The 26283-nt window shown below is 69.2% G+C and carries 27 protein-coding genes; 15 read left to right on the top strand and 12 right to left on the bottom strand.

Going from position 1 to position 26283, the window contains the following annotated elements:
* Positions 1–43: 43 nt before the first annotated feature.
* Positions 44–832 carry a TerD family protein gene (locus QF037_RS32740; protein ID WP_307031467.1) on the top strand — a complete coding sequence of 263 codons (789 nt, stop codon included), beginning with the start codon at positions 44–46 and terminating at the stop codon, positions 830–832.
* 109 nt (positions 833–941) lie between these two features.
* On the opposite strand, the gene QF037_RS32735 is transcribed toward QF037_RS32740, so the two are convergent.
* The 6 genes from QF037_RS32735 to QF037_RS32710 all read right to left on the bottom strand — a co-directional run bounded on the left by QF037_RS32735 (position 942) and on the right by QF037_RS32710 (position 5428).
* A complete protein-coding gene (locus tag QF037_RS32735) occupies positions 942–1679 on the bottom strand; it encodes a TerD family protein (RefSeq protein ID WP_307031465.1) in 738 nt (245 codons plus the stop codon).
* A gap of 92 nt (positions 1680–1771) precedes the next feature.
* Entirely contained in the window at positions 1772–2920 is a 1149-nt protein-coding gene (locus QF037_RS32730) for a DUF475 domain-containing protein (RefSeq protein WP_307031464.1), read from the bottom strand.
* Positions 2921–3047: 127 nt separating this feature from the next.
* On the bottom strand, positions 3048–3623 hold the full coding sequence (locus tag QF037_RS32725) for a TerD family protein (RefSeq protein ID WP_307031462.1): 576 nt from the start codon (positions 3621–3623) through the stop codon (positions 3048–3050).
* Between the two features lie 102 nt (positions 3624–3725).
* Positions 3726–4301, bottom strand: a complete 576-nt coding sequence (locus tag QF037_RS32720; RefSeq protein WP_046259138.1) for a TerD family protein — start codon at positions 4299–4301, stop codon at positions 3726–3728.
* A 113-nt stretch (positions 4302–4414) separates the two neighbouring features.
* Positions 4415–4873, bottom strand: a complete 459-nt coding sequence (locus tag QF037_RS32715; protein ID WP_307031459.1) for a peroxiredoxin — start codon at positions 4871–4873, stop codon at positions 4415–4417.
* A gap of 117 nt (positions 4874–4990) precedes the next feature.
* A complete protein-coding gene (locus QF037_RS32710; RefSeq protein ID WP_046259140.1) occupies positions 4991–5428 on the bottom strand; it encodes a DUF3052 domain-containing protein in 438 nt (145 codons plus the stop codon).
* A gap of 363 nt (positions 5429–5791) precedes the next feature.
* Between QF037_RS32710 and aceE the strand changes: the two genes are divergently transcribed.
* Together aceE and QF037_RS32700 are read left to right on the top strand one after the other, a co-directional pair.
* Complete coding sequence (gene aceE / locus QF037_RS32705; protein WP_307031456.1) at positions 5792–8524, top strand: pyruvate dehydrogenase (acetyl-transferring), homodimeric type; 2733 nt, start codon at positions 5792–5794, stop codon at positions 8522–8524.
* Between the two features lie 71 nt (positions 8525–8595).
* Positions 8596–9336, top strand: coding sequence for a potassium channel family protein (locus QF037_RS32700; RefSeq protein ID WP_307031454.1), 741 nt, complete (start codon positions 8596–8598; stop codon positions 9334–9336).
* 50 nt (positions 9337–9386) lie between these two features.
* Here the strand turns inward: QF037_RS32700 and QF037_RS32695 are convergent, their stop codons facing one another.
* On the bottom strand, positions 9387–9701 hold the full coding sequence (locus tag QF037_RS32695; RefSeq protein ID WP_307031452.1) for a small hydrophobic protein: 315 nt from the start codon (positions 9699–9701) through the stop codon (positions 9387–9389).
* Between the two features lie 282 nt (positions 9702–9983).
* On the bottom strand, positions 9984–11603 hold the full coding sequence (locus QF037_RS32690) for an MFS transporter (RefSeq protein WP_307031450.1): 1620 nt from the start codon (positions 11601–11603) through the stop codon (positions 9984–9986).
* 66 nt (positions 11604–11669) lie between these two features.
* On the opposite strand from QF037_RS32690, the gene QF037_RS32685 reads away from it, so the two are divergent.
* From QF037_RS32685 to QF037_RS32675, 3 genes are all read left to right on the top strand, one after another.
* Positions 11670–12296, top strand: coding sequence for a TetR family transcriptional regulator (locus QF037_RS32685; RefSeq protein WP_307031448.1), 627 nt, complete (start codon positions 11670–11672; stop codon positions 12294–12296).
* 82 nt (positions 12297–12378) lie between these two features.
* Positions 12379–13590 (top strand): alpha/beta hydrolase family protein, encoded by a 1212-nt coding sequence (locus QF037_RS32680; RefSeq protein WP_307031446.1) that lies wholly within the window; start codon positions 12379–12381, stop codon positions 13588–13590.
* Positions 13591–13656: 66 nt separating this feature from the next.
* On the top strand, positions 13657–14520 hold the full coding sequence (locus tag QF037_RS32675; RefSeq protein WP_307037494.1) for a DUF4429 domain-containing protein: 864 nt from the start codon (positions 13657–13659) through the stop codon (positions 14518–14520).
* Between the two features lie 29 nt (positions 14521–14549).
* On the opposite strand, the gene QF037_RS32670 is transcribed toward QF037_RS32675, so the two are convergent.
* Entirely contained in the window at positions 14550–15566 is a 1017-nt protein-coding gene (locus QF037_RS32670; RefSeq protein WP_307031445.1) for an aldo/keto reductase, read from the bottom strand.
* On the bottom strand, positions 15563–16033 hold the full coding sequence (locus QF037_RS32665) for a MerR family transcriptional regulator (protein ID WP_307031443.1): 471 nt from the start codon (positions 16031–16033) through the stop codon (positions 15563–15565). The genes QF037_RS32670 and QF037_RS32665 overlap by 4 nt, the downstream gene beginning before the upstream one ends.
* A 309-nt stretch (positions 16034–16342) precedes the next feature.
* Here QF037_RS32665 and QF037_RS32660 point away from each other — a divergent pair, with 309 nt between their 5' ends.
* Positions 16343–16810 carry a GNAT family N-acetyltransferase gene (locus QF037_RS32660; protein WP_307031441.1) on the top strand — a complete coding sequence of 156 codons (468 nt, stop codon included), beginning with the start codon at positions 16343–16345 and terminating at the stop codon, positions 16808–16810.
* A 19-nt stretch (positions 16811–16829) separates the two neighbouring features.
* Positions 16830–17651: a serine hydrolase domain-containing protein gene (locus QF037_RS32655; RefSeq protein WP_307031439.1), complete on the top strand. Its 822-nt coding sequence runs from the start codon at positions 16830–16832 to the stop codon at positions 17649–17651.
* A 164-nt stretch (positions 17652–17815) separates the two neighbouring features.
* Here QF037_RS32655 and QF037_RS32650 read toward each other — a convergent pair whose 3' ends face one another.
* Entirely contained in the window at positions 17816–18463 is a 648-nt protein-coding gene (locus tag QF037_RS32650) for a pirin family protein (protein ID WP_307037491.1), read from the bottom strand.
* A gap of 73 nt (positions 18464–18536) precedes the next feature.
* Here QF037_RS32650 and QF037_RS32645 point away from each other — a divergent pair, with 73 nt between their 5' ends.
* From QF037_RS32645 to fabF, 5 genes are all read left to right on the top strand, one after another.
* Complete coding sequence (locus QF037_RS32645) at positions 18537–19742, top strand: PucR family transcriptional regulator (protein WP_307031437.1); 1206 nt, start codon at positions 18537–18539, stop codon at positions 19740–19742.
* A gap of 89 nt (positions 19743–19831) precedes the next feature.
* Positions 19832–20770: an ACP S-malonyltransferase gene (locus tag QF037_RS32640; RefSeq protein ID WP_307031434.1), complete on the top strand. Its 939-nt coding sequence runs from the start codon at positions 19832–19834 to the stop codon at positions 20768–20770.
* A gap of 17 nt (positions 20771–20787) precedes the next feature.
* The gene (locus QF037_RS32635) at positions 20788–21783 is read left to right on the top strand and encodes a ketoacyl-ACP synthase III (RefSeq protein ID WP_307031432.1); all 996 of its coding nucleotides are present in this window, start codon (positions 20788–20790) and stop codon (positions 21781–21783) included.
* Between the two features lie 104 nt (positions 21784–21887).
* Complete coding sequence (locus tag QF037_RS32630; protein ID WP_019067091.1) at positions 21888–22136, top strand: acyl carrier protein; 249 nt, start codon at positions 21888–21890, stop codon at positions 22134–22136.
* Between the two features lie 77 nt (positions 22137–22213).
* The gene (fabF, locus tag QF037_RS32625; protein WP_307031430.1) at positions 22214–23485 is read left to right on the top strand and encodes a beta-ketoacyl-ACP synthase II; all 1272 of its coding nucleotides are present in this window, start codon (positions 22214–22216) and stop codon (positions 23483–23485) included.
* A gap of 66 nt (positions 23486–23551) precedes the next feature.
* Here the strand turns inward: fabF and QF037_RS32620 are convergent, their stop codons facing one another.
* Positions 23552–24046 (bottom strand): DUF3145 domain-containing protein, encoded by a 495-nt coding sequence (locus tag QF037_RS32620; protein ID WP_307031428.1) that lies wholly within the window; start codon positions 24044–24046, stop codon positions 23552–23554.
* A gap of 278 nt (positions 24047–24324) precedes the next feature.
* On the opposite strand from QF037_RS32620, the gene QF037_RS32615 reads away from it, so the two are divergent.
* Positions 24325–25233, top strand: a complete 909-nt coding sequence (locus QF037_RS32615; protein ID WP_307031426.1) for an SGNH/GDSL hydrolase family protein — start codon at positions 24325–24327, stop codon at positions 25231–25233.
* A 15-nt stretch (positions 25234–25248) separates the two neighbouring features.
* Positions 25249–26220 carry an aldose epimerase family protein gene (locus tag QF037_RS32610; protein WP_307031424.1) on the top strand — a complete coding sequence of 324 codons (972 nt, stop codon included), beginning with the start codon at positions 25249–25251 and terminating at the stop codon, positions 26218–26220.
* Positions 26221–26283 lie beyond the last annotated feature (63 nt).

Below are 26283 nucleotides of genomic sequence, written 5' to 3'. Positions count from 1 at the left end.
CCCCGCGTTGTCGTGACCAGGACCGAGAAGGCAGGATGACCGCATGACGCACGCCATGCTGAAGGGGTCGAACGTCCCGCTCGAAGTCACCACGGTGCGCGCCGTGGTGCGCTGGACGCCCGGGCAGGGGGTCCCGGATGTCGACGCCTCGGCGCTGCTCCTCGGCCCCGACGGTCGTGTGCGCTCCGACGAGGACTTTGTCTTCTACAACCAGCCCCGGCACCCCTCCGGGAAGGTCTGGCGCCTCGGCAAGAAGCGGGTCGCCGAGGGCCTCACCGACACGATCCAGACAGATCTCACCGGTGTCGAGTCCGGCGTCGGCCAGATTCTCCTGGTCGCATCGGCGGAGGACGTCACCTTCGACCGCGTGCAGGGCCTGCGCATCCTGCTGTACGACGCCGCGGTCGCCGACGGCGAGCCGCTGGCCTACTTCGACATCAAGCCGGAGACCGGCCGCGAGACCGCGCTGATCTGCGGGGAGCTGTACCGCCGCGGGGAGGGCTGGAAGTTCCGTGCCCTGGGCGAGGGCTACTCGGACGGTCTGAAGGGCCTGGCGGGCGACTACGGCATCTCGGTGGACGAGTCGGAGGCGGCGGCGCAGGATCCGGCCCCGGAGTTCTCCCAGCCCCTGCCCCCGGAGCAGCCCACGACAGCGGTCCCGCCCCAGCCGGCCTACGGCTACCCCCAGTCCCCGCCGCCGACCCAGCCGGCGTACGGCTACCCTCAGCCGACCAGCCAGCCCGCCTACGGCTACCCCCAAGCCCCGGTCACGGTCTCTCCGGACCCGGACTTCCGGCTGCCTCCGCAGGGCCCCCAGTTCATCGGGCGCTGACGAGACCACCCCAGGGGCGCGAGGAACTGCGCGATCAACCACGAGCAACCAGCAGCCGCCGTCGGACCACGCGCCCCGAGCCCCTAGGCGAAGCGGCCAGGACACGGCGTCAGCGTTCCGCCTTGGTCTTGAAGCCCCGGCCCCACTGCAGCCCCCACCCGTACAGCCGGTCCAGCTCCGCCTGGAACCCGTAGACGAACTTCACCTCGCGGCGGACGACGATCTCGCCCTTGACGTTCTCGATCATCACGACGGCGCAGGAGCGGGCCTGGGGGTGGCGTTCGTCGAGGCCTATCTCGATGCGCGGCCCGTTGCTCGGATACAGCGTCACGATCGCGTGCGTACGGTCGAACGCCGGCGTCTGGTCGTAGATGTAGACGAAGACCAGGATCCGCTTGATGGCGTCCTTGTGGTCGAGGTTGACGTAGATCGTCTCCCCGGACGCCGATCCGAACCGGTCGTCGCCGCTGAGTTTCACGTACGGCGCCGAGTTGACGTCCCCGAAGAACCCGCCGAGGGGCTGTACGACGCCCTTCGTCCCGTCGGCCAGCTCGTACAGGCATCCCAGGTCGAGGTCGACGTTGACCATGCTCTGGCTGTGCCCCATCACCTCCGGCGGCTTGAGCGCCCTGAAGGGGTGCCTGAGCAGGCTCTCGCGCTGTGAGCCGCCGAAGTCGGAGGTCCGCATCCGCCAGGCGAGGTTGATGCGCAGATGGCCCGTCTCTGCGCCCTGCTCCTTGAGGGAGACCCGGTCGTGCCGCTTGGTCAGCACGATCGAGTTGGTCGCCGCGTTGCCCGAGTCGAAGTCGGCAGCGCGTCCGCGCCGGAGTCCGTCAAAGAAGCCCATGTTCCCGCCCCCACGTTCACGTCAAAGACCGACGGGGCGGCGTCGAGGAGTCGACGCCGCCCCGCTCAGAGCGTTCCTCACCCGAGGCCGGGTCACACCCCGGACGAGACCTCAGTCTTCTCGTCCGAGCCCGCCGCTTTTCCCTCGGCTTCCGCCAGCCGCTTGTTGCGGCGCACAGAGGACCAGAAGGACCAGGCGATCAGGACGACACCGACGAGGCCGGTGATGACCTCGTGGATCTGGTACTGGATGGTGATCATGAGGATCACGGCCAGCGCACCGATCGCGTAGTGCGCGCCGTGCTCCAGGTAGACGTAGTCGTCGAGGGTGCCCTGGCGGACCAGGTACACGGTCAGCGAACGGACGTACATGGCGCCGATGCCCAGGCCCAGCGCCATCAGCACGATGTCGTTGGTGACGGCGAAGGCGCCGATCACTCCGTCGAAGGAGAAGGAGGCGTCGAGGACCTCGAGGTAGAGGAACATGAAGAACGCGGCCTTGCCGGCGAGCGCGACGGCCGAACGTGGCTTGCCGGAGCGTGCCGCCTCTTCCTCCTCCTCGTGCTCGCGTTCCTCGTCCTCTTCGAGCTTGTCCTCGAAGTAGCCGGAGAGACCACCGACGATCATGTACGTGATCAGACCGGCGATACCGGAGAGCAGAACCGTCTCCGCCTTGTCGACGTGCGCGCCGCCGTGCTGGTGGGCATGGGTCGCGAAGGTCATGGCGGTGGCGAGCAGGACGACGAGCGCGATGCAGACCGACAGCATGTCGACCTTGCCGAGCTTGGCGAGCGGGCGCTCCAGCCACGCGAGCCACTTGATGTCACGGTCCTCGAAGATGAAGTCGAGGAAGATCATCAGCAGGAACATGCCACCGAACGCGGCGATCGCCGGGTGGGCGTCGGTCACGAGCTCCTGGTAGTGATCCTTGTCGTTGAGGGCGAGGTCGACCGCGTCGATCGGACCGATCTTGGCGCTGATGGCGACGATCACGACCGGGAACACCAGCCGCATGCCGAACACGGCGATGAGGACACCGACGGTGAGGAAGATCTTCTGCCAGAAGGCATTCATCTTCTTCAGGATTCCGGCGTTGACCACCGCGTTGTCGAAGGACAGCGAGATCTCGAGGATGGAGAGGATCGCCACGATGCCGAACCCGGTCCACCCCCCGTAGAAGACCGCCGCTACGAGGCCGAGCGCGGTGACCGCGAACGACCAGCCGAAGGTTTTCAGAACCACTGGCTACCCAATCCTGTATGTACGGGTCTCCCCCGCTGCCCTACTCGGCTTTTTACCGAACTTTGAAGCGGAGTCTAGTCGGCCCCCCTCCGCACCCCACCCGGCCCCGGTTTTTGCTCATATCGCGTTACGAGACGTTGACCCCGAAGTCGAGCGCGATGCCCCGCAGTCCGGACGCGTACCCCTGGCCGACGGCGCGGAACTTCCACTCGCCCTGGTACCGGTAGAGCTCGCCGAAGATCATGGCGGTCTCGGTGGAGGCGTCCTCGCTGAGGTCGTAGCGGGCGAGCTCCTGGCCGTCGGCCTGGTTCACCACGCGGATGAAGGCGTTGCTGACCTGCCCGAAGGTCTGGCCCCGGTTGTCCGCGTCGTGGATCGAGACCGGAAAGACGATCTTGTCGCACTGGGCCGGCACCTTGGAGAGGTCGATCAGGATCGACTCGTCGTCACCGTCGCCCTCACCGGTGAGGTTGTCGCCGGTGTGCTCCACCGAGCCGTCGGGGCTCTTGAGCTGGTTGTAGAAGACGAACCACTCGTCCCCCATGACCCGTCCGCTGTTGCAGACCAGCGCGCTGGCATCGAGGTCGAAGGCGGCTCCGGTGGTGGAGCGCGCGTCCCAGCCGAGTCCGACCATCACCTGAGTGAGGTTGGGTGCGGCCTTGGACAGGGAGACATTGCCTCCCTTGGCGAGCGTGACGCCCATGATCCTGGTCCCTCCCCGTGTGCTGCTTCCTAGGTGGCCTTGCGCGTCCGGCGCCGCACGCGGTCGGTGCGGCGCCGGACGGGGTGGTGCGGGTGGAACGGCTCAGACGTTCACGCCGAAGTCCTGCGCGATGCCGCGCAGGCCCGAGGCGTAGCCCTGGCCGATGGCGCGGAACTTCCACTCCGCTCCGTGCCGGTACAGCTCGCCGAAGACCATCGCGGTTTCGGTGGACGCGTCCTCGGAGAGGTCGTAGCGCGCGATCTCCGCCTCGCCGGCCTGGTTCACGACGCGGATGAACGCGTTGCGGACCTGGCCGAAGGACTGCTGGCGGTTCTCGGCGTCGTAGATCGAGACCGGGAAGACGATCTTCTCGATCTCGGCCGGGACGCCCGCGAGGTTGACCTTGATCTGCTCGTCGTCGCCCTCGCCCTCACCGGTGATGTTGTCGCCGGTGTGCTCCACCGAGCCGTCGGGGCTCTTGAGGTTGTTGAAGAAGACGAAGTTCGCGTCGCTGCTCACCTTGCCCGAGCCGTCGATCAGCAGCGCGCTGGCGTCCAGGTCGAAGTCGGTGCCGGTCGTGGTGCGGACGTCCCACCCGAGACCGATGATGACCGCGGTCAGCCCGGGGGCCTCCTTGGTCAGCGATACGTTGCCGCCCTTGCTGAGGCTGACTCCCACGAGTCCTCCATTGGTGTCCAGGGGCGGGGAGCCCCGCCATGCGTTTGATATCGGATCAACGAGTCGATCCTAGTGACGGGTTCCCGCCCTCCGCAGGGCTTGGAACCTAACAATCACAGGGTGTCGAGCGCCTTCACGTACTCGTTCAGGTCACGGGCGTCCGGAAGGGCGTTGACGACGGTCCAGCGGACCACGCCCTCCTTGTCGATGACGAAGGTGCCGCGGACCGCGCAGCCCTTGTCCTCGGCGAAGACGCCGTAGGCGCGCGAGACCTCGCCGTGCGGCCAGAAGTCGCTGAGCAGCGGGTAGTCCAGGCCTTCCTGCTCGGCGAAGACGCGCAGGGTGTGGATGGAGTCGTTGGAGACGGCGAGCAGCTGGGTGTCGCGGTCGGAGAACTGCGGCAGGTTGTCGCGCAGCTCGCAGAGCTCGCCGGTACACACCCCGGTGAAGGCGAAGGGGTAGAAGAGCAGGACGACGTTCTTGCTGCCGCGGAAGTCCGACAGCTTCACGGCCCTGCCGTGGTTGTCCTTGAGCTCGAAGTCGGGGGCCTTTTCCCCGGCCTGGATCGCCATCGTCGTGAATCCCTCTCGGGTGGACTGTTCGGGTGAGAACACCCTACGCAGCGATCACGACAGACTGACGGACGGGCTGAGTGGAACTCAGCCCGTCCGGTAATCACTAGCGGAGGATCACCGCTTGGACTTGGCTGCCTTCGGCGTCACCAGCCGGCTGCCGCTCCAGTCCTTGCCGACGCTGACGCTCTTGGAGGCGGAGAGCCCCGCCGTCGTCGCGGCTTCGGAGATGTCGCTGGGCTCGACGTAGCCGTCGCGGCCGGTCTTCGGCGTCAGCAGCAGGATCGAGCCGCCCTCCTCGATGTACGTGGTGGCGTCCACCAGTACGTCGGTGAGGTCGCCGTCGTCGTCGCGGAACCAAAGCACTACGGCATCGGCGACGTCGTCGTATTCCTCGTCCATCAGCTCGCTGCCGATGACTTCCTCAATGGACTCGCGGAGCTCCTGGTCGACGTCGTCGTCGTAGCCGATCTCCTGGACCACCTGCTCGGGCTGGAACCCCAGCCTTGCGGCAGGGTTCGTCCGCTCCTCCGCGTGGTCCGCGGTCGCGCTCACGGGTTGCCTCCTGATCATGTTTCGGGAATAACTCAGCCACGCGCGTGCGCGAAGCATTGGCCGTAGTCCACACGGGCGGGACCGATCGCGCAAGTACCCGGCCGTTCAGACCGCCGAAACGGTGACGTTCCTGGCCGTGTCACCGCAACTCCAGGCACACGATTGTGGTCATAAGTGACCTACACCACACCTTTCTGCCCGATTTGTGGCATTGGGAACCCGAGTGAGAGTCGAGGAACCCGTGAAGAGACCGGGTTACCAATCAGTAGAGATGACGTTTGCTTTTCCGAGGTACACGATGGGGAGCGGTGCAGACCTCCCACATACCCATGGAAAACAGCCCTCTGACAGCGAAGGAACAGCGTGGCTTCCGGATCCGATCGCAATCCGATCATCATTGGCGGCCTTCCGAGTCAGGTTCCTGACTTCGATCCCGAGGAAACCCAGGAGTGGCTCGACTCCCTCGACGCCGCCGTTGACGAGCGCGGCCGCGAGCGGGCCCGCTACCTGATGCTGCGGCTGATCGAGCGGGCCCGCGAGAAGCGCGTGGCCGTGCCTGAGATGCGCAGCACGGACTACGTCAACACCATCGCCACCAAGGACGAGCCGTTCTTCCCGGGCAACGAGGAGATCGAGCGCAAGATCCTCAACGCGACCCGCTGGAACGCCGCTGTCATGGTGTCCAGGGCCCAGCGCCCCGGTATCGGCGTCGGCGGCCACATCGCCACCTTCGCCTCCTCGGCCTCGCTCTACGACGTCGGCTTCAACCACTTCTTCCGCGGCAAGGACGAGGGGGACGGCGGCGACCAGGTCTTCTTCCAGGGCCACGCCTCCCCGGGCATCTACGCGCGCGCGTACCTCCTGGACCGGCTCAGCGAGCAGAACCTCGACGCCTTCCGCCAGGAGAAGTCGAAGGCGCCCCACGGCCTGTCCAGCTACCCGCACCCGCGCCTGATGCCGGACTTCTGGGAGTTCCCGACCGTGTCGATGGGCCTCGGCCCGATCGGCGCGATCTACCAGGCCCGGATGAACCGCTACATGCACGCGCGCGGGATCGCGGACACCTCCAAGTCGCACGTGTGGGCCTTCCTCGGCGACGGCGAGATGGACGAGCCCGAGTCGCTCGGCCAGCTGACGATCGCCGCCCGCGAGGGCCTGGACAACCTGACCTTCGTCGTCAACTGCAACCTCCAGCGCCTCGACGGCCCGGTGCGCGGCAACGGCAAGGTCATCCAGGAGCTGGAGTCGGTCTTCCGCGGCGCCGGCTGGAACGTCGTCAAGCTGGTCTGGGACCGCTCCTGGGACCCGCTGCTCGCGCAGGACCGCGACGGTCTGCTGGTCAACCGGATGAACACCACGCCGGACGGCCAGTACCAGACGTACGCCACCGAGACCGGCGCGTACATCCGCGACCACTTCTTCGGCGACGACCAGCGGCTGCGCGCGATGGTCGAGAACATGACCGACGACCAGATCCTGCACCTGGGCCGCGGCGGTCACGACCACCGGAAGATCTTCGCGGCGTTCTCGGCGGCCAAGGCGCACAAGGGCCAGCCGACGGTGATCCTCGCCAAGACCGTCAAGGGCTGGACGCTCGGTCCCAACTTCGAGGGCCGCAACGCCACGCACCAGATGAAGAAGCTGACGGTCGACGACCTCAAGGGCTTCCGCGACCGGCTGCACATCCCGATCACCGACCAGGAGCTGGAGTCCGGCGCCCCGCCGTACTACCACCCGGGCCGGGACTCGGAGGAGATCCAGTACATGCACGACCGCCGCAACTCGCTCGGCGGTTATGTCCCCACCCGTGTCGTGCGCGCCAAGCCCCTCGCGCTGCCGGACGACAAGACGTACGCGACCGTGAAGAAGGGTTCCGGGCAACAGTCGATCGCCACCACCATGGCTTTCGTACGGCTGCTCAAGGACCTCATGCGGGACAAGGAACTCGGCAAGCGATTCGTACTGATCGCGCCGGACGAGTACCGCACCTTCGGCATGGACTCCTTCTTCCCGAGTGCGAAGATCTACAACCCGCTCGGCCAGCAGTACGAGTCCGTGGACCGCGATCTGCTCCTCGCCTACAAGGAGTCGCCGACCGGCCAGATGCTGCACGACGGCATCTCCGAGGCGGGCTGCACGGCCTCCCTGATCGCGGCGGGCTCGGCCTACGCCACGCACGGCGAGCCGCTCATCCCGGTCTACGTCTTCTACTCGATGTTCGGTTTCCAGCGCACCGGCGACCAGTTCTGGCAGATGGCCGACCAGCTGGCGCGCGGTTTCGTCCTGGGTGCGACCGCCGGACGTACGACGCTGACCGGTGAGGGTCTGCAACACGCCGACGGCCACTCGCAGCTGCTCGCCTCGACCAACCCGGGCTGTGTCGCCTACGACCCGGCGTACGGCTTCGAGATCGCGCACATCGTGCAGGACGGTCTGCGGCGGATGTACGGCCCGGACAGCGAGGACGTCTTCTACTACCTCACCGTCTACAACGAGCCGATCCAGCACCCCGCCGAGCCCGAGAACGTGGACGTCGAGGGCATCCTGAAGGGCATCCACCGCTACCACGAGGGCACTTCGGGCACCATCCCGGCGCAGATCATCGCGTCCGGTGTCGCCGTGCCGTGGGCCATCGAGGCGCAGAAGATCCTCGCCGAGGAGTGGAACGTCAAGGCGGACGTCTGGTCGGCGACCTCCTGGAACGAGCTGCGGCGCGAGGCGGTCGACGTCGAGCGGCACAACCTGCTGCACCCCGAGGAGGAGCAGCGGGTGCCGTACGTGACGCGGAAGCTGTCGGGCGCTCAGGGTCCGTTCGTCGCCGTGTCCGACTGGATGCGGGCGGTGCCGGACCAGATCGCGCGCTGGGTGCCGGGGACGTACCAGTCGCTGGGCGCGGACGGGTTCGGCTTCGCGGACACCCGGGGCGCGGCTCGGCGGTTCTTCCACATCGACGCGCAGTCGATCGTGGTGGGCGTGCTGACCGAGCTGGCCCGGGAGGGCAAGGTCGACCGGTCCGTGCTGAAGCAGGCCATCGACCGGTACCAGCTGCTCGACGTGTCGGCGGCCGACCCGGGCGCCGCCGGAGGCGACGCGTAGGGATCGCGGTGATGTGAAGGGCGGTGGGGCTCAAGGCCCCACCGCCCTTACCGCTTCTTTACGATGCGGTCATGAAGGAACAATCGGCGCAGGTCCGTTGGGAACACCTGACCCAGCGGCCTCTGATGGCGCTCGCGGTGCTGTTCGCCGTCGCCTATGCCGTGCCGATCGTGGACGACACGGCCGGCCGGTCGCTCACGACGGCGTGCACGGCGGTCGAGTGGGCGGTGTGGGGCGCGTTCGCCGTCGACTACCTCGTACGGCTGTCGCTCTCCCGGGACCGGCGGCGATTCGTCCGCAGCCACTGGCTGGACCTGTGCGCGGTGCTGCTGCCCATGCTCCAGCCGCTGCGGCTGCTGCGGCTCGTGGCGACGCTGCTGCTGGTGCAGCGGCGGGCGCGGATGGCCTCGCAGATCCGGCTGACGACGTATGTCGCGGGCGCGGTGGTCGGGCTGCTGATGTTCGGCTCGCTCGCGGTGCTCTCGGTGGAGCGGGACTCGCCGGACGGGAACATCCGGACGCTGGGTGACGCGGTGTGGTGGTCGTTCACCACGATGACGACCGTGGGGTACGGGGACCACGCGCCGACCACCGGACTGGGCCGGATCATCGCGGTGGGGCTGATGCTCTGCGGCATCGCGCTGCTCGGTGTCGTCACCGCGAACATCGCGGCCTGGTTCATCGCCCGCTTCGAGAAGGACGACGTGGAGGAGCGGCGGCAGACGGAGGCGATCGTGGCGCTGACCGAGGAAGTGAGGGCACTGCGGGCCCAGGTGACCGCCTTGCAGGAGCAGGGGTCGGTCAGACACTGAGGTGGGCCCCCGGCCCATCCACCGGGGGCCCTCCCCTCACTCCCCCCGGCTCAGAACATGCCGCTTCCGGGGGTGGCCGCTCCGGCCAGCCAGATGATGGCCAGGAGCGTGTCTATGGCGCCCAGTACGACGGCGACCAGGGCCGTCACCGGGCGGGAGCCCGTCCAGCTGCGGCCCATTCCGAGCCAGCCGGTCACGATCGCGATCGGACCGAGGATGATCCCCAGTACGAAGAATCCCGCGACCGCGCAGATGACACCGATGATTCCGAGCGTCGCGCGATCCGGCCCGGTCCGTGACCACGTCCGGCCACGTGAGCGGGGGTGCCTGCGCGTGCGCGTGCCGTTTCCGAAACCCGCCATCATCAACAACTCCCTGAACCCCTAGGCAGATTGGGTTCGAGAGGGCGAGTACCCCCGCTGCGGGGCTCAATCCTCCGGCTTTGCGGCGCGCCGCCCCCCTCCGGCAGCGCGCCGCAGCACCGGCCGCCCTCCGCGGCATATGCACTGCCGTGCGGAGGGCTTGACTAACTGTGACCTGCGGCGCGTACCGGGGGCGAGGAATCTTTAGCGTCTTCACCCTGATAGGCGAAGTCGCCTGAAATCCCGTCAGTTTCGACCCGCGGAACTCCCGCGGGACAGGGCCCGTCAGACGTGGCCCACGCCCGCGCCCGCCTCCGCGTTCTCGCCGCGCTTGGTGAGCAGGGCGACGAAGACGGCGATGGCGGCGACTCCGGCGGCGACCAGGGACGCCAGGCTCATGCCGGAGATGAAGGTGTCGTGCGCGACGTCGGTGATCTTCGCGGCGATCGCCTCCGGGGTGCCCTTGGCGACCGGCGGCATACCGACCTGGACCGCCTCGGAGGCCTGGGCCTCCTGGGCCGCGGTGAGCGGCGGCAGTCCCGCGTCCTTCCAGTTGCCGGCGAGGTCGCTGTCGACCTTCGACGCCATCACCGCGCCCAGGACGGCGGTGCCGAGGCTGCCGCCGATCTGCATCGCGGCCTGCTGGAGACCGCCGGCGACACCGGAGAGCTCCAGCGGCGCGTTGCCCACGATGACCTCGGTCGCGCCGACCATGACCGGGGCGAGACCCAGGCCCAGCAGGGCGAACCAGAGGGACATCACCGCACTGCCGGTGTCCGTCTCCAGCGTGGACATGCCGTACATGGCGATCGCGGTGGCCGCCATGCCGCCGGCCAGCGGGATGCGCGGGCCCAGCTTGGTGATCATCACGCCCGCGAGCGGGGAGCCGACGATCATCATGCCGGTGAGCGGGAGGAGGTGGAGGCCGGCGTCGATCGGGCTCATCCCGTGCACGTTCTGGAGGTAGAACGTCACGAAGAACAGGCCGCCCATGAAGGCGATGGCCATGAGGACCATCAGGACCACACCCGCGGACAGCGCGACCGAGCGGAACAGGCCCAGCGGGATCAGTGGCTCCCTCACCTTGGTCTCCCAGAAGGCGAAGAGCGCGAAGCCCAGGATCGACGCGGCGATGAAGGTCCACGTCTTTCCGTCGCCCCAGCCCCACGCCGGGGCCTTGATGAGGGCCCAGACCAGGCAGAACATCGCGGCCGACAGCAGGGCGATGCCGAGAATGTCGAAGGAGCGCGGGGCGTTCTCGGCACGGTGGTCGAGCAGGATCAGGATGCCCAGGACGAGGGCGAGGACGCCGACCGGCACGTTGATGAAGAACACCGACTGCCAGTTGACGTGCTCGACGAGGACGCCGCCGAGGATCGGGCCGCCCGCGGTGGAGGCGCCGATGACCATGCCCCAGATGCCGATGGCCATGTTGAGCTTCTCGGCCGGGAAGGTCGCCCGCAGCAGACCGAGCGCGGCCGGCATCAGCAGGGCACCGAACACGCCCTGCAGCACCCGGAAGGTGACGACGAACGCGATGCTGTCGGACAGGCCGATCGCACCGGAGGCGGCCGCGAAGCCGACCACACCTATCAGGAAGGTCTGGCGGTGGCCGAAGCGGTCACCGAGCTTGCCCGCGGTGATCAGGGAGACCGCGAGGGCGAGGAAGTAGCCGTTGGTGATCCACTGCACCTCGGCGAAGGTGGCGCCGAGGTCCTGCTGGATGGCCGGGTTGGCGATGGCCACGATGGTGCCGTCGAGGGCCACCATCATGACGCCTACGGCGACGGTGATGAGCGTGAACCAGGGGTGGCCGCGCAGCCCTGAGGCCCGTGCCCCCTCCGACGGGGCGGCCGGCCTGCCGTCCCCCGGCCCCGTCTTGTCGAGCGTGGTCTGACTAGTCATACGTCGAGGCTAATGACAGCCGCTGACAATTGACAAACCGTTTCATAAGTCTGTAACTGACACAGCATGGAAACCCTGCGCCAACGCAAGAAGCAGCGCACCCGTGAGGCGCTGATTCGAGCCGCCCTCGAGCTGTTCACCACCCGTGGCTACGAGGGGACGACCGTCGACGACATCACGGACGCCGTCGAGGTCTCGCAGCGCACCTTCTTCCGCTACTTCGCCAACAAGGAGGAGGCCGCCCTCGCCGTCGTCGAGATGGCCGTCGCGCACTTCACCGAGGCGGTGCGCGAGCGACCGCCGCACGAGGCGCCGCTGGAGGCGCTGCGCCAGGCGGTCCTGGAGGGCTGGGACTCGCTCAACGAGGTGATCGAGTCCGTCGTACCGGTGGAGCTCTATCTGCAGATGTACCGGGTGATCGAGTCGACGCCGGTGCTGCTCGCCGCCCATCTGCGACGCTCCATGGAGGTCGAGGAGACCCTGGCGCGCGTGATCGCCGAGCGCGAGGGCCTCGACGTGGCGGCCGACCCGCGGCCGCGGCTCGCGGTGGCCGTCTTCAGCGGGGTGATGCGGGTGACGGAACGACAGTGGAGCGCGGCCGCGGACTTCAGCCTGGACGCGATGCGGACGCTCACCGTTTCGTATCTCGAACAGGTGGGTCCGGCACTGACGGAGAACTGGCGAACACACTGAGGTCATCGCCACGCCCACCGAAACGTGACCTCTGTCACTCAGTTAACGCGAGACCCTCTCGTTCTCCTAGTGTGTCCTTTCAGTGACTTCCTTCGACACCTCTCCCCAACTGAACGCGTCGCGCGCGCTGCTCGCGCTGGCCGTGGTGTTCGTGATGCTCGCGACCACCGGCTGGACCGCCCTGCGCAACCAGCAGAACACGACGCCGCTCCAGAGCTCGCTCAGCTCCTGGGAGCACGGCCGGATAGCGGGACACCGGCTGCCGGACCCGGACGACTCGACCTCCGCCGCGCTCTCGCGCTTCTTCGCCTCGCTGACCGCCCAGCAGCGCTCCACCCTCGCCCGCCGCTATCCCCTCGCGGTCGGCAACATGAACGGCGCCCCGGTCGAGCTGCGCTACCGCGCCAACCGCATCGCGCTCGGCCAGGCCCGCAAGGTCGAGCTGAAACGCATGCACGACAGCCGGCTCTCGGCCGACGGGCAACGCCAGGCGGGCCACCGTATGCAGCGCTTCGAGGCGCTGATGACCACCAAGCGCAAGATCCTCGCCTTCGACCCGGCGGGCTCCGGGCGGGTCGCCGAGGTCTTCGGCAATCTGGACAAGGCACAGCGGATCTCGGTCGTCGTCCCCGGCGTCGACACCGATCTGCTCACCTTCCAGCGCACCTACCGCAAGTACTCGGCCCCGGTCGGCATGGCCAAGTCGCTGTACGCCGCGGAGAAGGCGGCGAGCCCCTCGACGCGTACGGCCGTCATCGCCTGGGCCGACTACACCGCCCCCGGCGGCCTCGGCCTCGACTCGGCGACCGCGAGCCGCGCCGAGGGCGGGGCCGTCCGACTGAACGCGCTGGTGCGCGCGTTGCCCGGCAGCACGCCCGTCTCCCTGTTCTGCCACAGCTACGGCTCGGTGGTGTGCGGTGTCGCCGCGCACACCCTGCCGGAGCGGGTGGCCGACATCGCGGTGGCCGGCAGCCCCGGGATGCGGGCCACCAACGCCGCCCAGCTGCACACCTCGGCCCAGGTGTGGGCGATGCGGGACGCCGACGACTGGATCCAGGACGTGCCGTACCTGGAACTCGGCGGTCTGGGCCACGGTGCCGACCCGGTGTCCTCCGCGTTCGGGGCACGGGTGCTTTCGGCGGCGGACGCGAAGGGGCACAGCGGCTATTTCGAGCCGGGTACCGAGAGCCTGCTGAACTTCGCCGAGATCGGCGTCGGCGCATATCGCTCGGTGCACTGTGCGAAGGACGACGAGGCCTGCCACGCCGGTTTGTCCGGCACCGTGGCGGGCTGACGCGCGTAGCGACGCAGGAATTGCGGTCTGCGCAGGGAGGCGACGGAGGAGCTCGTGCCGCATACGATGAGCCGCATGGGTGACGTACTGGCCGGATTTCATGCCGCCTGGGAGTTCGAGTCCGACTCCGTCCTCATCCGTTACGAGCGGGGGATTCGAACACCCAAGCTCTTCCAGTCCCTGGGAGAGCGACGGATCCCCCTTTCGGCACTGTCCGGTGTGACACTCACCCCCGGCAAGCGCGGCACGGTGGTGCTGCGCGCCGAGCCCCGCCCCGGCGCCGACCCGTTGATGGAGGCGGCCGCGGGGCAGCTGAAGGAAGGGTGCGATCCGTACCGCCTCGTGCTGCCCGCCGAGCGGGAGGTGCTCGCCGAGTACTACGCCGACGAGTTGCGTGCCCTGCTGAAGCCGGACGACGGTGAGCCGGCCGAGCGGTTTCTGGCGCCGGCGCCCGAAGTGCCGCTGTCCTTCAAGGCGTACGACGGCAAGGCGTCCTTCGACGGGGAGACCGTGCACTTCCGGTGGTTCTGGACGGGCGCATCCTCGGCGAAGTGGAAGGCCGGCGACCAGAGTTTCCCGGTCACCGACCTCGGTGGCGTGGAGTGGCGCTCGCCCGAGGTGTTCGAGGGGCATCTGCGGCTGATCCCGCGGGACGGTGACGGGCAGCCGGTGCAGGCCGACCAGGATCCGGCCGCCGTGGTGTTCGGCCTCGGGTACGGGCCGGTGCACGAGTCGTTGCCGTTCGCTGCCGCGGTCTTGGCGGCGGTTCGAGAGCGGGGGCCCGTCGCGGCGGTGCCGGCCAGTGCGCCTAGGCGCGATCCGGCCGACATCGCCGAGCGCATTCGTCATCTCGGGGAGCTGCACCAAGCGGGGCTTGTCACGGATGAGGAGTTCTCCGTGAAGAAAGCGGAGTTGTTGGCTGAGCTCTGAGGTAGTACGTCGACTGCGGGTCGTGGGGGTTACTCACGTCCGGCAGAGGTGAACGTCATGTCTGCGTAGCGGTCGCCTGCCACCTTTGCCGCGATCGGCTCCAGCAGGGCCAGTTCGGCCTCCGTCAGGACGATGGCCGTCGCCTTCACGTTCTCCTCCACCCGGGTCGGCTTCCTCGTGCCCGGGATCGGGATGACCGTCAGGTCGTGGGTCTGGGCCTGGTGTTGGACCCAGGCCAGGGCTATCTGGCCCAGGGAGGCGTCGTGGGCCTCGGCGATCGTGCGGATCGGGTCCAGGAGGGCCGCGTTCGTGGCCGCGTTGTCGCCGGTGAAGCGGGGCTGGTGGCGGCGGAAGTCGTCGGCCGTCAGATCCTTGTCGGCGTCGGCGAAGGAGCCGGTCAGGAAACCTCGGCCCAGCGGGGAGTACGGGACGAGGGCGACGCCGAGCTCGCGGGCGGCCGGGACCACGCCCGTCTCGATGTCGCGGCTGAACAGGGACCACTCCGACTGCACGGCCGCGATGGGGTGGACGGCCTGGGCCGCACGCAGTTCCGAGCCGGTGACCTCGCTCAGACCCAGGTGCTTGACCTTGCCCTCACGGACCAGGTCGGCCATGGTCGCGACGGTCTCCTCGATCGGCACGTTCGGATCGCGCCGGTGCATGTAGTAGAGGTCGATCGCATCGACGTCCAGTCGCTTCAGGCTCGCCTCGACGGCCTGGCGGATGTACGGGGTGTCGTTGCGGATGACACGCCGGGTCGGCTCGTCGGGCGGGATCGACAGGGCGAACTTCGTGGCGATGACCACCTCGTCACGGTGGGCCTTGAAGAACGGCGAGAGGAACTTCTCGTTCTCCCCCGCACCGTAGGCGTCCGCCGTGTCGTAGAGCGTGACGCCGAGTTCCAGGGCCCGCTCCAGGGTCGCCCGGGACTCGTCCGCGTCCGTGGGGCCGTACGCGAAGCTCATGCCCATGCAGCCCAGGCCCTGCACGCCCACCTCGGGGCCGTCGGCGCCCAGTCGTGCGGTCGGGATCCTGTGGTCGGTCATCCGGCCTTCTCCGTTTCGTAGCGGTGACCGGCATCGGCGTAGAAGCTGATCTTCCGGTCGAGTACGGCGAGCGTGTCCTGCAGTTCCGTGATCCGGGACAGGACGTCCCGGCGGGTCGACTCCAGCAGTTCGAAGCGCTCGCCGAAGGTGTGGTCGCCCTCGCGGACCAGTTCCGCGTAGCGCACCATGTCGGCGACCGGCATCCCGGTGAGCCGGAGCTTGCCGACGAAGTCGAGCCAGTCCAGGTCGCGGTTGCTGTAGCGGCGCTGACCGGTGTGCGAGCGGTCGATGTGCGGCATCAGGCCGATGCGCTCGTACCAGCGCAGCGTGTGCGCGGTCAGCCCGGTGAAGGCGACGACCTCGCTGATGGTGTAGCTGTCCTGGCCCTGGGGGCGCCGGTGCGGGTGCGGCGGGGCGCTGCAGCTGTCGGTCCTGGTACCCGTCGTGGTGGTCTCCATCACCGTCATGACCTCAACGCTATGACCTTGGAGTGCACTCCAAGCAAGCGAATCCGATAAGAATTCGCGGGACGCCGACCGGGCGGGGTGGCTAGTGCCGCGGCAGGCAACGTTTGCCCGTCAAGGAGCGGCGTCGTGGGGGTCCCTCCCGCCCGAGCCGTGCGAAGCGCGGTTCGAGGGTGGGGGAGCGTGCTCTCGGCGTGCCGGCCGGAAGCCCTCGTACTGGACGTACTTGGGCTTTCGGCCGGTGCGGCGAGAGTGCGTGCCGGGCGTCGCGACGGGGCAAACGTTGCCTGCCGCGGCACTAGCGTGCGGGACATGAGTCTCGTACGACGTGCTGGAGCCGAGGACGCCGGGGAAGTGCTGCGACTTCGACAGGTGATGATCGACTCGATGGCCGGTGCCGATCCTTCCACGCAGTGGCATGCCGAGTCGCTGCCCGTGCTGAAGGGGCGGCTGGCGGACCCGGACGGGGACTTCGCCGTGTTCGTCGTCGATCATCCGGAGCGGCCGGGAGCGGCGGCGATGGCGGCCGGGACGCTGGAGTACCGGATCGGACGGGCGGACAATCCGCACGGGCGGGTCGGGTACGTCTTCAGCGTCGCGACCGACCCCGACGCCCGCCGTCGCGGTTACGCGCGGGCATGCATGACCGAACTGCTGGTCTGGCTCCGCGAGCGGGGCGCCACCCAGGTCGACCTGAACGCCTCCGCCGACGCCGAGCCGCTCTACGCCTCCCTCGGCTTCGTCCGCAAGCCCGACCCCTCGATGCGCCTGGCACTGTGACCGGCATAGTCTCGACGGCATGTCGCTGAAGAGCCTCGCCCTGATCGAGAACTGGCCGGTTCCGACCGCCGCCGCGGCCGTCGTACGGGCGGACGGGACCCTGCTCGGTACGCACGGTCCCGTCGGGCACCGCTTCCCGCTGGCGTCGGTCACCAAGCCGCTCGCGGCGTACGCGGCGCTCGTCGCGTACGAGGAGGGCGCGATCGAGCTCGACGAGCCGGCCGGGCCCGCCGGGTCGACGGTGCGGCATCTGCTGGCGCACACCTCGGGGCTCGCGTTCGACGAGCACCGGGTCACGGCACCGGCCGGGGAACGGCGGCTGTACTCCAACGCCGGGTTCGAGCAGTTGGGCGACCACATCGCGAAGGCGACGGACATCGCGTTCCCGGAGTACCTGCGGCAGGCCGTGCTGGAGCCGCTGGGCATGGTGTCGACCTCGCTGGAGGGGTCGCCGGCCAAGGACGGGGTCTCGACGGTCGAGGATCTGGTCCGGTTCGCCGCGGAGGTCCAGGCGCCTCGGCTGCTGGATCCCCGTACGGTCGCCGACGCGATGACCGTCCAGTACCCGGGTACCAAGGGTGTGCTGCCGGGGTACGGGCATCAGAGCCCCAACGACTGGGGGCTCGGCTTCGAGATCCGTGACTCCAAGTCCCCGCACTGGACGGGGTCTTCGTCCTCCCCCCGTACCTTCGGGCACTTCGGGCAGTCCGGTACGTTCCTGTGGATCGACCCCGTCGCGGGCGCGGCCTGCGTGGCACTGACCGACCGTGCCTTCGGGCCCTGGGCGATCGAGGCGTGGCCGCTGTTCACGGACGGGGTACTCGCGGACCTGCGGGGCTGAGCCCGTTTTCCTCGCCCCCGCCGCCCCTACCCGTCCCATCCCTGGGGGCTGCCGCCCCCAGACCCCCGCTTCGGCCCTGAACGGGCCTCGTCCTCAAACGCCGGACGGGCTGAAAGATGCGGACCACAGTCGAGAAGCAAAGCCCCCCGGCGGACCAGTGGGCCCTACATCTCCCAGATCAGCAGTTCCGCTGCCGTCAGAGCCACCGTGTCCAGGCCCTCGGCGTTCGTGACGCGGGCCGCGTCGCCCGGGTGCAGGTGTTCGCCGGCCAGGTGTACTTCGCCGCGGACGACATGGACGTACAGGTGTCGGCCGTCCGGGAGCGCCGTACGCTCACCCGTCGCGAGGCGTCGTACGTGCAGCATCGCCGCCGCCTCCGGGACGGCGTACGGCGTCGAGTCGGCGATGCCGCGGACGATCTCGTAGGACGGCTCGCCACCGGGCTCCAGGGGGGCCAGCCACATCTGCACGAAGGTCAGGGGGGTGTCGCCGTCGTTGCGCTCCACGTGGCGGACGCCCGCGGCCGAGCTGAGGCGCTGCACGTCCCCGGGCCGCACGGTCGTCTCGTGGCCCGTCGAGTCGCGGTGGGTGAGCTCTCCCTCGACCACCCAGGTCACGATCTCGGTGTGGCTGTGCGGATGCTCGTCGAACCCGGCGCCGGGTGCGAGCCGCTCCTCGTTGCAGGCGATCACCGCGCCGAAACGGAGGTTGCCGGGGTCGTAGTGCGGACCGAAGGAGAAGGCGTGGAAGGACTCGATCCCGGTCGCCGGATCGCCCCCCGGGTAGCGCTCAGCGGCGCGCCGTACGTCCATCACGGACCCCACCGTAGCCCTCACCCGGTACCCGGCGGAGCGCACTCACGTCCGGATAAGGCAGTCTTGTCCCGTGCCCGAACCCGAAGCCAGCAACACCGAAGCCTTCGCACGTGACTCCCATCCGCACTCGGCGACCCTGAAGCGGCTGGAGAAGTCGTCCGGGTCCCTGGCGGCGCAGGCCATCGCGCGGATGGACGAGACGCTGTCGTGGTACCGGGCCATGCCCCCGGAGAACCGTTCCTGGATCGGGCTGGTCGCGCAGGCCGGTATCGCCGCGTTCACCGAGTGGTTCCGGCATCCCGACGCCCCGCAGGCGATCTCCACCGATGTGTTCGGAACCGCTCCGCGCGAGCTGACCCGGGCCATCACGCTGCGGCAGACCGTGGAGATGGTGCGCACCACCATCGAGGTCATGGAGTCCGCCATCGACGAGGTGGCCGCTCCCGGTGACGAGTCCATACTGCGCGAGGCCCTTCTCGTCTACGCCCGCGAGATCGCCTTCGCCACCGCCCAGGTCTACGCCCAGGCCGCCGAGGCACGCGGTGCCTGGGACGCCCGGCTCGAATCGCTGGTCGTCAACGCCGTGCTCAGCGGCGAGGCCGACGAGGGGGCCGTCTCCCGGGCCGCCGCGCTCGGCTGGAACGCGCCCGAGCATGTGTGCGTCGTCCTCGGCACCGCTCCCGACGGGGACTCCGAGCTCACCGTCGAGGCCATTCGGCGGGCCGCCCGGCATGCCAAGCTCCAGGTGCTCACCGGGGTGCTCGGCGACCGGCTCGTCGTCATCGCCGGCGGCAGCGACAATCCGCTCGCCGTCGCCAAGTCGCTGATCGGGCCTTATGCGGCCGGACCCGTGGTCGCGGGGCCCGTCGTACCCGATCTGCTGGCCGCCACGCGGTCCGCACAGGCCGCCGCGGCGGGGCTCAAAGCCGGTACTGCCTGGCAGGACGCCCCGCGCCCGGTACTGGCGGACGATCTGCTTCCGGAGCGCGCCATCGCGGGTGACCCGAGCGCGCGCGAGCAGTTGGTGGAGGAGATCTACAGACCACTGGAGGAAGCCGGTTCAGCTCTCCTGGAGACGCTCTCGGTCTATCTCGAACAGGCGAGCAGTCTCGAAGGCGCCGCCCGGATGCTCTTCGTCCATCCCAACACCGTGCGCTACCGGCTTCGACGTGTGACTGACGTCACCGGCTGGTCGCCCTCCGACGTACGTTCCGCGTTCACGCTGCGGATCGCCCTCATCCTGGGGCGTCTGGTCGACGGCGATATCCAGCTCTAGGCTTTTGTCGGGGGTCCACAAAACCCCCTCGTGTTCTTCGTCCCTGTCCCCACGGGCGGGCATGCCCGTCCACAAGAGAGAGTGTGAGAGTGCTCGTACTCGTCGCTCCCGGCCAGGGCGCCCAGACGCCCGGCTTCCTGACCCCCTGGCTCGAACTCCCCGGTGCCGCCGACCGCGTCGCCGCGTGGTCGGACGCCATCGGCCTGGACCTCGCCCACTACGGGACCCAGGCCGACGCGGACGAGATCCGTGACACCTCGGTGGCCCAGCCGCTGCTGGTCGCCGCCGGGATCCTGTCCGCCTCGGCACTCGGTGCCGTCACCCCGGGCGCCGTCGCGGGCCACAGCGTCGGTGAGATCACCGCCGCCTCCTTCGCCGGTGTCCTCGACGAAACCGCCGCGCTGACCCTCGTGCGCAAGCGCGGTCTGGCCATGGCCGAGGCCGCCGCGATCACCGAGACCGGGATGTCGGCGCTGCTCGGCGGCGACCCCGAGGTGAGCGTCGCGCACCTGGAGAAGCTGGGGCTGACTCCCGCGAACGTGAACGGCGCCGGCCAGATCGTGGCCGCCGGCACCATGGAGCAGCTCGCCGCGCTGAACGAGGACAAGCCCGAGGGTGTCCGCAAGGTCGTCCCGCTGAAGGTGGCCGGTGCCTTCCACACGCACCACATGAGCCCCGCGGTCGACGCGCTGGCGAAGGCCGCCGAGGCCCTCACGCCCGCCGACCCGAAGCTGCCCTACGTCTCGAACAAGGACGGGCAGACGGTCGCCACCGGCGCCGAGGTCCTTGCGCGTCTGGTCGGCCAGGTCGCCAACCCGGTCCGCTGGGACCTGTGCATGGAGACCTTCAAGGAGCTCGGTGTCACGGCCCTGATCGAGGTGTGCCCCGGCGGCACCCTCACCGGTCTCGCCAAGCGCGCGCTGCCCGGCGTGAAGACGCTGGCGCTCAAGTCCCCCGACGACCTCGACGCCGCTCGCGAGCTCATCGCAGAGGCCGCGACACCTGCCGCTGACGCGGCGGGCGCCTGAAAAGGAGCCAGAGAGCAATGTCGAAGATCAAGCCCAGCAAGGGCGCCCCGTACGCGCGCATCCTCGGTGTCGGTGGCTACCGGCCGACGAGGGTCGTGCCGAACGAGGTGATCCTCGAGACGATCGACTCGTCCGACGAGTGGATCCGCTCGCGCTCCGGCATCGAGACCCGGCACTGGGCGAGCGACGAGGAGACCGTCGCCGCGATGTCGATCGAGGCGTCCGGCAAGGCGATCGCCGACGCCGGGATCTCCGCCGAGCAGATCGGTGGCGTGATCGTCTCGACCGTGTCGCACTTCAAGCAGACCCCGGCCGTCGCCACCGAGATCGCCCACAAGCTCGGCACGGCCAAGGCGGCCGCCTTCGACATCTCGGCCGGCTGCGCGGGCTTCGGCTACGGCCTGACCCTCGCCAAGGGCATGATCGTCGAGGGTTCGGCGGAGTACGTCCTGGTCATCGGCGTCGAGCGGCTCTCCGACCTGACCGACCTGGAGGACCGGGCCACGGCCTTCCTGTTCGGTGACGGGGCCGGCGCGGTCGTCGTGGGCCCCTCCCAGGAGCCGGCCATCGGCCCGACGGTGTGGGGTTCCGAGGGCGACAAGTCCGACACGATCAAGCAGACCGTGGCGTGGACCGAGTACGACAGCACGGGCAAGTTCCCCGCCATCACGCAGGAGGGCCAGGCGGTGTTCCGCTGGGCCGTCTTCGAGATGGCGAAGGTCGCCAAGGAGGCGCTGGACGTCGCCGGTATCACCGCGGACGAACTGGACGTCTTCATTCCGCACCAGGCCAACGAGCGGATCATCGACTCGATGGTGAAGACACTCAAGCTGCCGGAGACCGTCACGGTCGCGCGTGACGTACGCACCACCGGCAACACCTCGGCCGCCTCGATCCCGCTCGCGATGGAGCGGCTCCTGGCGACCGGCGAGGCGAAGAGCGGCGACACCGCGCTCGTCATCGGCTTCGGGGCGGGTCTCGTCTACGCCGCGACTGTCGTTACCCTCCCCTAGGCACTCCGTGCCGGATCAGCAACGATCCGGTTCGGCTGTACTTACCTGCCGCTGCCGCGGCGGGCACTGCCAACCCTCTGGACAACAACGAAGGAGCGCCTCTCATGGCCGCCACTCAGGAAGAGATCGTCGCCGGTCTCGCCGACATCGTCAACGAGATCGCCGGCATCCCGGTCGAGGACGTCCAGCTGGACAAGTCCTTCACCGACGACCTGGACGTCGACTCGCTGTCCATGGTCGAGGTCGTCGTCGCCGCCGAAGAGCGCTTCGACGTCAAGATCCCGGACGAGGACGTCAAGAACCTCAAGACGGTCGGCGACGCCACCGACTACATCCTGAAGAACCAGGGCTGATCCCCGGATCAGTCCATTGCCCCGCCACCCGGCGGTGGCGCCGCTGAATCCTCGTAATCGTTGGAGAAAGATTTCCCGTGAGCCCGACCAATCGCACCGTGGTCGTCACCGGTATCGGCGCAACCACACCGCTGGGTGGCGACGCAGCCTCTACCTGGGAGGGTCTGGTCGCCGGCAAGTCCGGCGTGAAGCCCCTGGAGCAGGAGTGGGCGGCCGACCAGGCCGTCCGTATCGCGGCGCCCGTCGCCGTGGAGCCGACCGAGGTCATCCCGCGGCCGCAGGCCCGGCGCCTGGACCGGTCGGCGCAGTTCGCGCTGGTCGCCGCCCAGGAGGCGTGGGCCGACGCGGGCTTCACCGGCAAGGCCGGTGCGGACACTGCCGTCGACGCCGACCGCCTCGGTGCGGTCATCGCCTCCGGCATCGGTGGCGTCACCACGCTGCTCGACCAGTACGACGTGCTCAAGGAGAAGGGCGTCCGCCGCGTCTCCCCGCACACCGTCCCCATGCTCATGCCGAACGGCCCGTCCGCCAACGTGGGTCTCCTCGTCGGCGCCCGCGCCGGTGTGCACACCCCGGTCTCCGCGTGCGCCTCGGGCGCCGAGGCCATCGGCTACGCCATCGAGATGATCCGCACCGGCCGCGCCGACGTCGTCATCGCGGGCGGCACGGAGGCGGCGATCCACCCGCTGCCGATCGCCGCGTTCGGCAACATGATGGCGATGTCGAAGAACAACGACGACCCGCAGGGCGCCTCGCGTCCCTACGACACCGCGCGTGACGGCTTCGTCCTCGGCGAGGGCGCCGGCGTGATCGTCCTGGAGTCCGCGGAGCACGCCGCCCGGCGCGGTGCGCGCGTGTACGCCGAGGCGGTCGGCCAGGGCATCTCCGCCGACGGCCACGACATCGTGCAGCCGGAGCCGGAGGGCCGCGGTATCGCCCAGGCCCTCAAGAACCTGCTCGCCAACTCCGACCTGAACCCGGCGGAGATCGTGCACGTCAACGCGCACGCCACCTCGACTCCGGCCGGTGACGTGGCCGAGCTGAAGGCGCTGCGCAAGGTGTTCGGCGACGAGGCCGACCACTTCGCGGTGTCCGCCACCAAGTCCATGACGGGTCACCTGCTGGGTGGCGCCGGCGGTGTGGAGTCCGTGGCGACGATCCTCGCCCTGTACAACCGTCTCGCCCCGCCGACCATCAACGTCGAGAACCTCGACCCGGAGGCGGAGGCCAACGCCGACATCGTCCGCGGTGAGGCGCGCAAGCTGCCCGTCGAGGGCCGTATCGCCGCGCTGAACGACTCGTTCGGGTTCGGCGGCCACAACGTGGTGCTGGCGTTCCGTACGGTCTGAGAGACCTCCGTACGCAACTGAAGGGCCCCCACCGGTCGGTGGGGGCCCTTCGGCATGTCCGGATTCCTAGACGACCTGGTGCAGCCAGCGGACCGGGGCGCCCTCTCCCGCGTATCTGAAGGGCTCCAACTCGTCGTCCCACGGCTTGCCCAGGAGCTTGGCGATCTCTGCTTCCAGGTTGGTCTCGCCGCCCTGTGAGCGGGCCAGTGCCGCTCTCAGGCGGTCCTCGGGGATCAGGATGTCGCCGTGGATGCCCGTCACCGCGTGGTAGATGCCGAGGTCGGGGGTGCAGCTGTAACGCTCGCCCTCGGCGGTGGGGCAGGGCTCGGCCGTCACCTCGAAGCGCAACAGCTGCCAGCCGCGCAGGGCCGACGCCAGCTTCGACGCCGTGCCCGCCTCGCCCTTCCAGGAGAACTCCGAGCGCCAGGTGCCAGGGGCCGCCGGCTGCCGGATCCAGTCGAGGTTGACGCGCGTGCCGAGCACCCCGGCGACGGCCCACTCGACGTGCGGGCACAGCGCGCGCGGCGCGGAGTGCACGTACAGAACTCCACGTGTCGTCACCGGGACCTCCGGGCAGAGCGGGACCATTGTGCGAATGGGCGGAACGGTGGTGGCGGCAGCCACGTTGATGGCGAGGCTACCGTGCGGCGGCGCAAGGAGTGTGACGTACCGTCGGTCCAGGTGCCCCGAAACGCCCGCCATTCACCCAGCAGGACGCTAGTAGGGGTGTGAGCCGTTGCACGGCGACGGCTGGTGAAGGTCGGGAACTCCCGTGCGTTGGTATGGAGGGGGACGAAGTTCGCAAGGGATTGCATGTCGACCGAGGGGATCACCAGGGGATGCGGAAGCGCAGGCACCACTCGCGTGCCGTTCTCGCCGTCGTGACGGCGGCCGTCCTGGGCGCCGCCGGCTGTGACGCCGTCGGCGGCAACGAGTCGGCGCCGTCCGGCTCCGGCACCGAGGCGCAGAGAGCGAAGCCCTCCCCCAGTGCGACGACGCCCGCCTGGGACTCCAGCCCGTCCTCCCTCGCCGCCGTGGGCGACTCCATCACCCGCGGCTTCGACGCCTGTTCGCTCCTCCAGGACTGCCCGGAGGCCTCCTGGGCGACGGGCAGCCGTGCCGAGGTCGACAGTCTGGCCGTACGGCTGCTGGGGTCGGCGAAGGCGGCCTCCCACAGCTGGAACTACGCGGTCAGCGGGGCGCGGATGAGCGATCTGGCCGGGCAGATGGCGCAGGCCGCGGCGAAGAAGCCCGGGCTGGTGACGGTGATGGCGGGGGCCAATGACGCGTGCCGGGACTCCACCTCGCTGATGACGTCCGTGGCCGACTTCCGGGCACAGTTCGAGGACGCGATGAGCACCCTGCGCGACGCGGCGCCGAAGGCGCAGGTGTACGTGGCGAGCGTGCCGAACCTGAAGCGGCTGTGGTCCGAGGGGCGCACCAACCCGATGGGCAAGCAGGTGTGGAAGCTCGGGATATGCCCGTCGATGCTGGGCGACGCGGATGCCGTGGACACGGCGGCGGCCGAGCGGCGCGACACCGTGCAGGACCGGGTGGAGGCGTACAACAAGGTCCTGGAGGAGGTCTGCGCCAAGGACGAGCGGTGCCGTTTCGACGGGGGCGCGGTGTACGAGTTCCGGTTCGGCACGGAGCAGCTGAGCCATATCGACTGGTTCCACCCGAGTGTGAACGGGCAGGCCAGGCTGGCCGAGATCGCCTACCGGGAGGTCACGGCGGAGAAGGCGTGACCTAGAGTTTTGAACATGAATGAACTCTTCGGCACACTTTCCGACGGCACCCCGGTCCACCGCTGGACGCTGGAGCGGGCCGGCGTGCGGGTCAGGGTGCTGTCGTACGGCGGGATCGTGCAGTCCGCCGAGGTCCCGGACCGGGACGGAAGCACCGGGAACGTGGTGCTGGGGTTCGCGGAGCTGGACGGATATCTCACGCACACCGGGCCCTACTTCGGTGCGCTGATCGGCCGGTACGCGAACCGGATCGCCGGCGGCCGCTTCCCGCTGGACGGTGTGACGTACGCGCTGGCGCCCAACAACGCGCCGAACTGCCTGCACGGCGGCGAGCGCGGCTTCGACAAGCGGGTGTGGGACGTGGCGCCCGTCGAGCACGGCATCCGGCTCTCCCGGGTCAGTCCGCACGGCGAGGAAGGCTTCCCGGGCCGGCTGGAGGTCTCGGCGACGTACACGCTGGACGCGGAGGGTGCGCTGCGGATCGCGTACGAGGCGGTGACGGACGCGCCGACGGTTCTCGCCCTGACGAACCACAGCTACTTCAACCTGGCCGGCTCCGGTGACGCGTGCGGCCATGAACTGCGGATCGCGGCCTCCCGGTTCACGCCGGTCGACGCGGACCGGATCCCGACCGGGGTGCTTCAGGACGTGACCGGCGGGCGCTTCGATTTCCGGGAGAGCCGGAAGGTGGGCTCGGGGTACGACCACAACTTCGTCCTCGACAAGGGTCTGACGCGGTCGCCGGCCGAGGTCGCCGAGCTGCACGACCCCTCCACCGGGCGGGTGCTGACGGTGTCCACGACCGAACCGGGCCTGCAGCTGTACACCGCGGACCACCTGGAGGAGCCCTTCGTGCCCTGCGAGGGTGTCGCGCTGGAGACCCAGCACTTCCCGGACTCCCCGAACCGGCCGGAGTTCCCGAGCACGGTGCTGCGACCGGGCGAGGTGTTCCGGTCGGAGACGGTGTACGCGTTCTCCACGCGCTGAGGCCCCGCCGAGGGTTCCGGAGAACCACAAGCCCCGGCCCGGGTGTCAGGTCCCGGACCGGGG

This window comes from Streptomyces canus, assembly GCF_030815415.1.
GTDB classification, from domain to species: domain Bacteria; phylum Actinomycetota; class Actinomycetes; order Streptomycetales; family Streptomycetaceae; genus Streptomyces; species Streptomyces canus_F.
The sequence above is the reverse complement of the archived record's forward strand: the minus strand, read 5'-3'. Positions and strand labels throughout refer to the sequence as shown.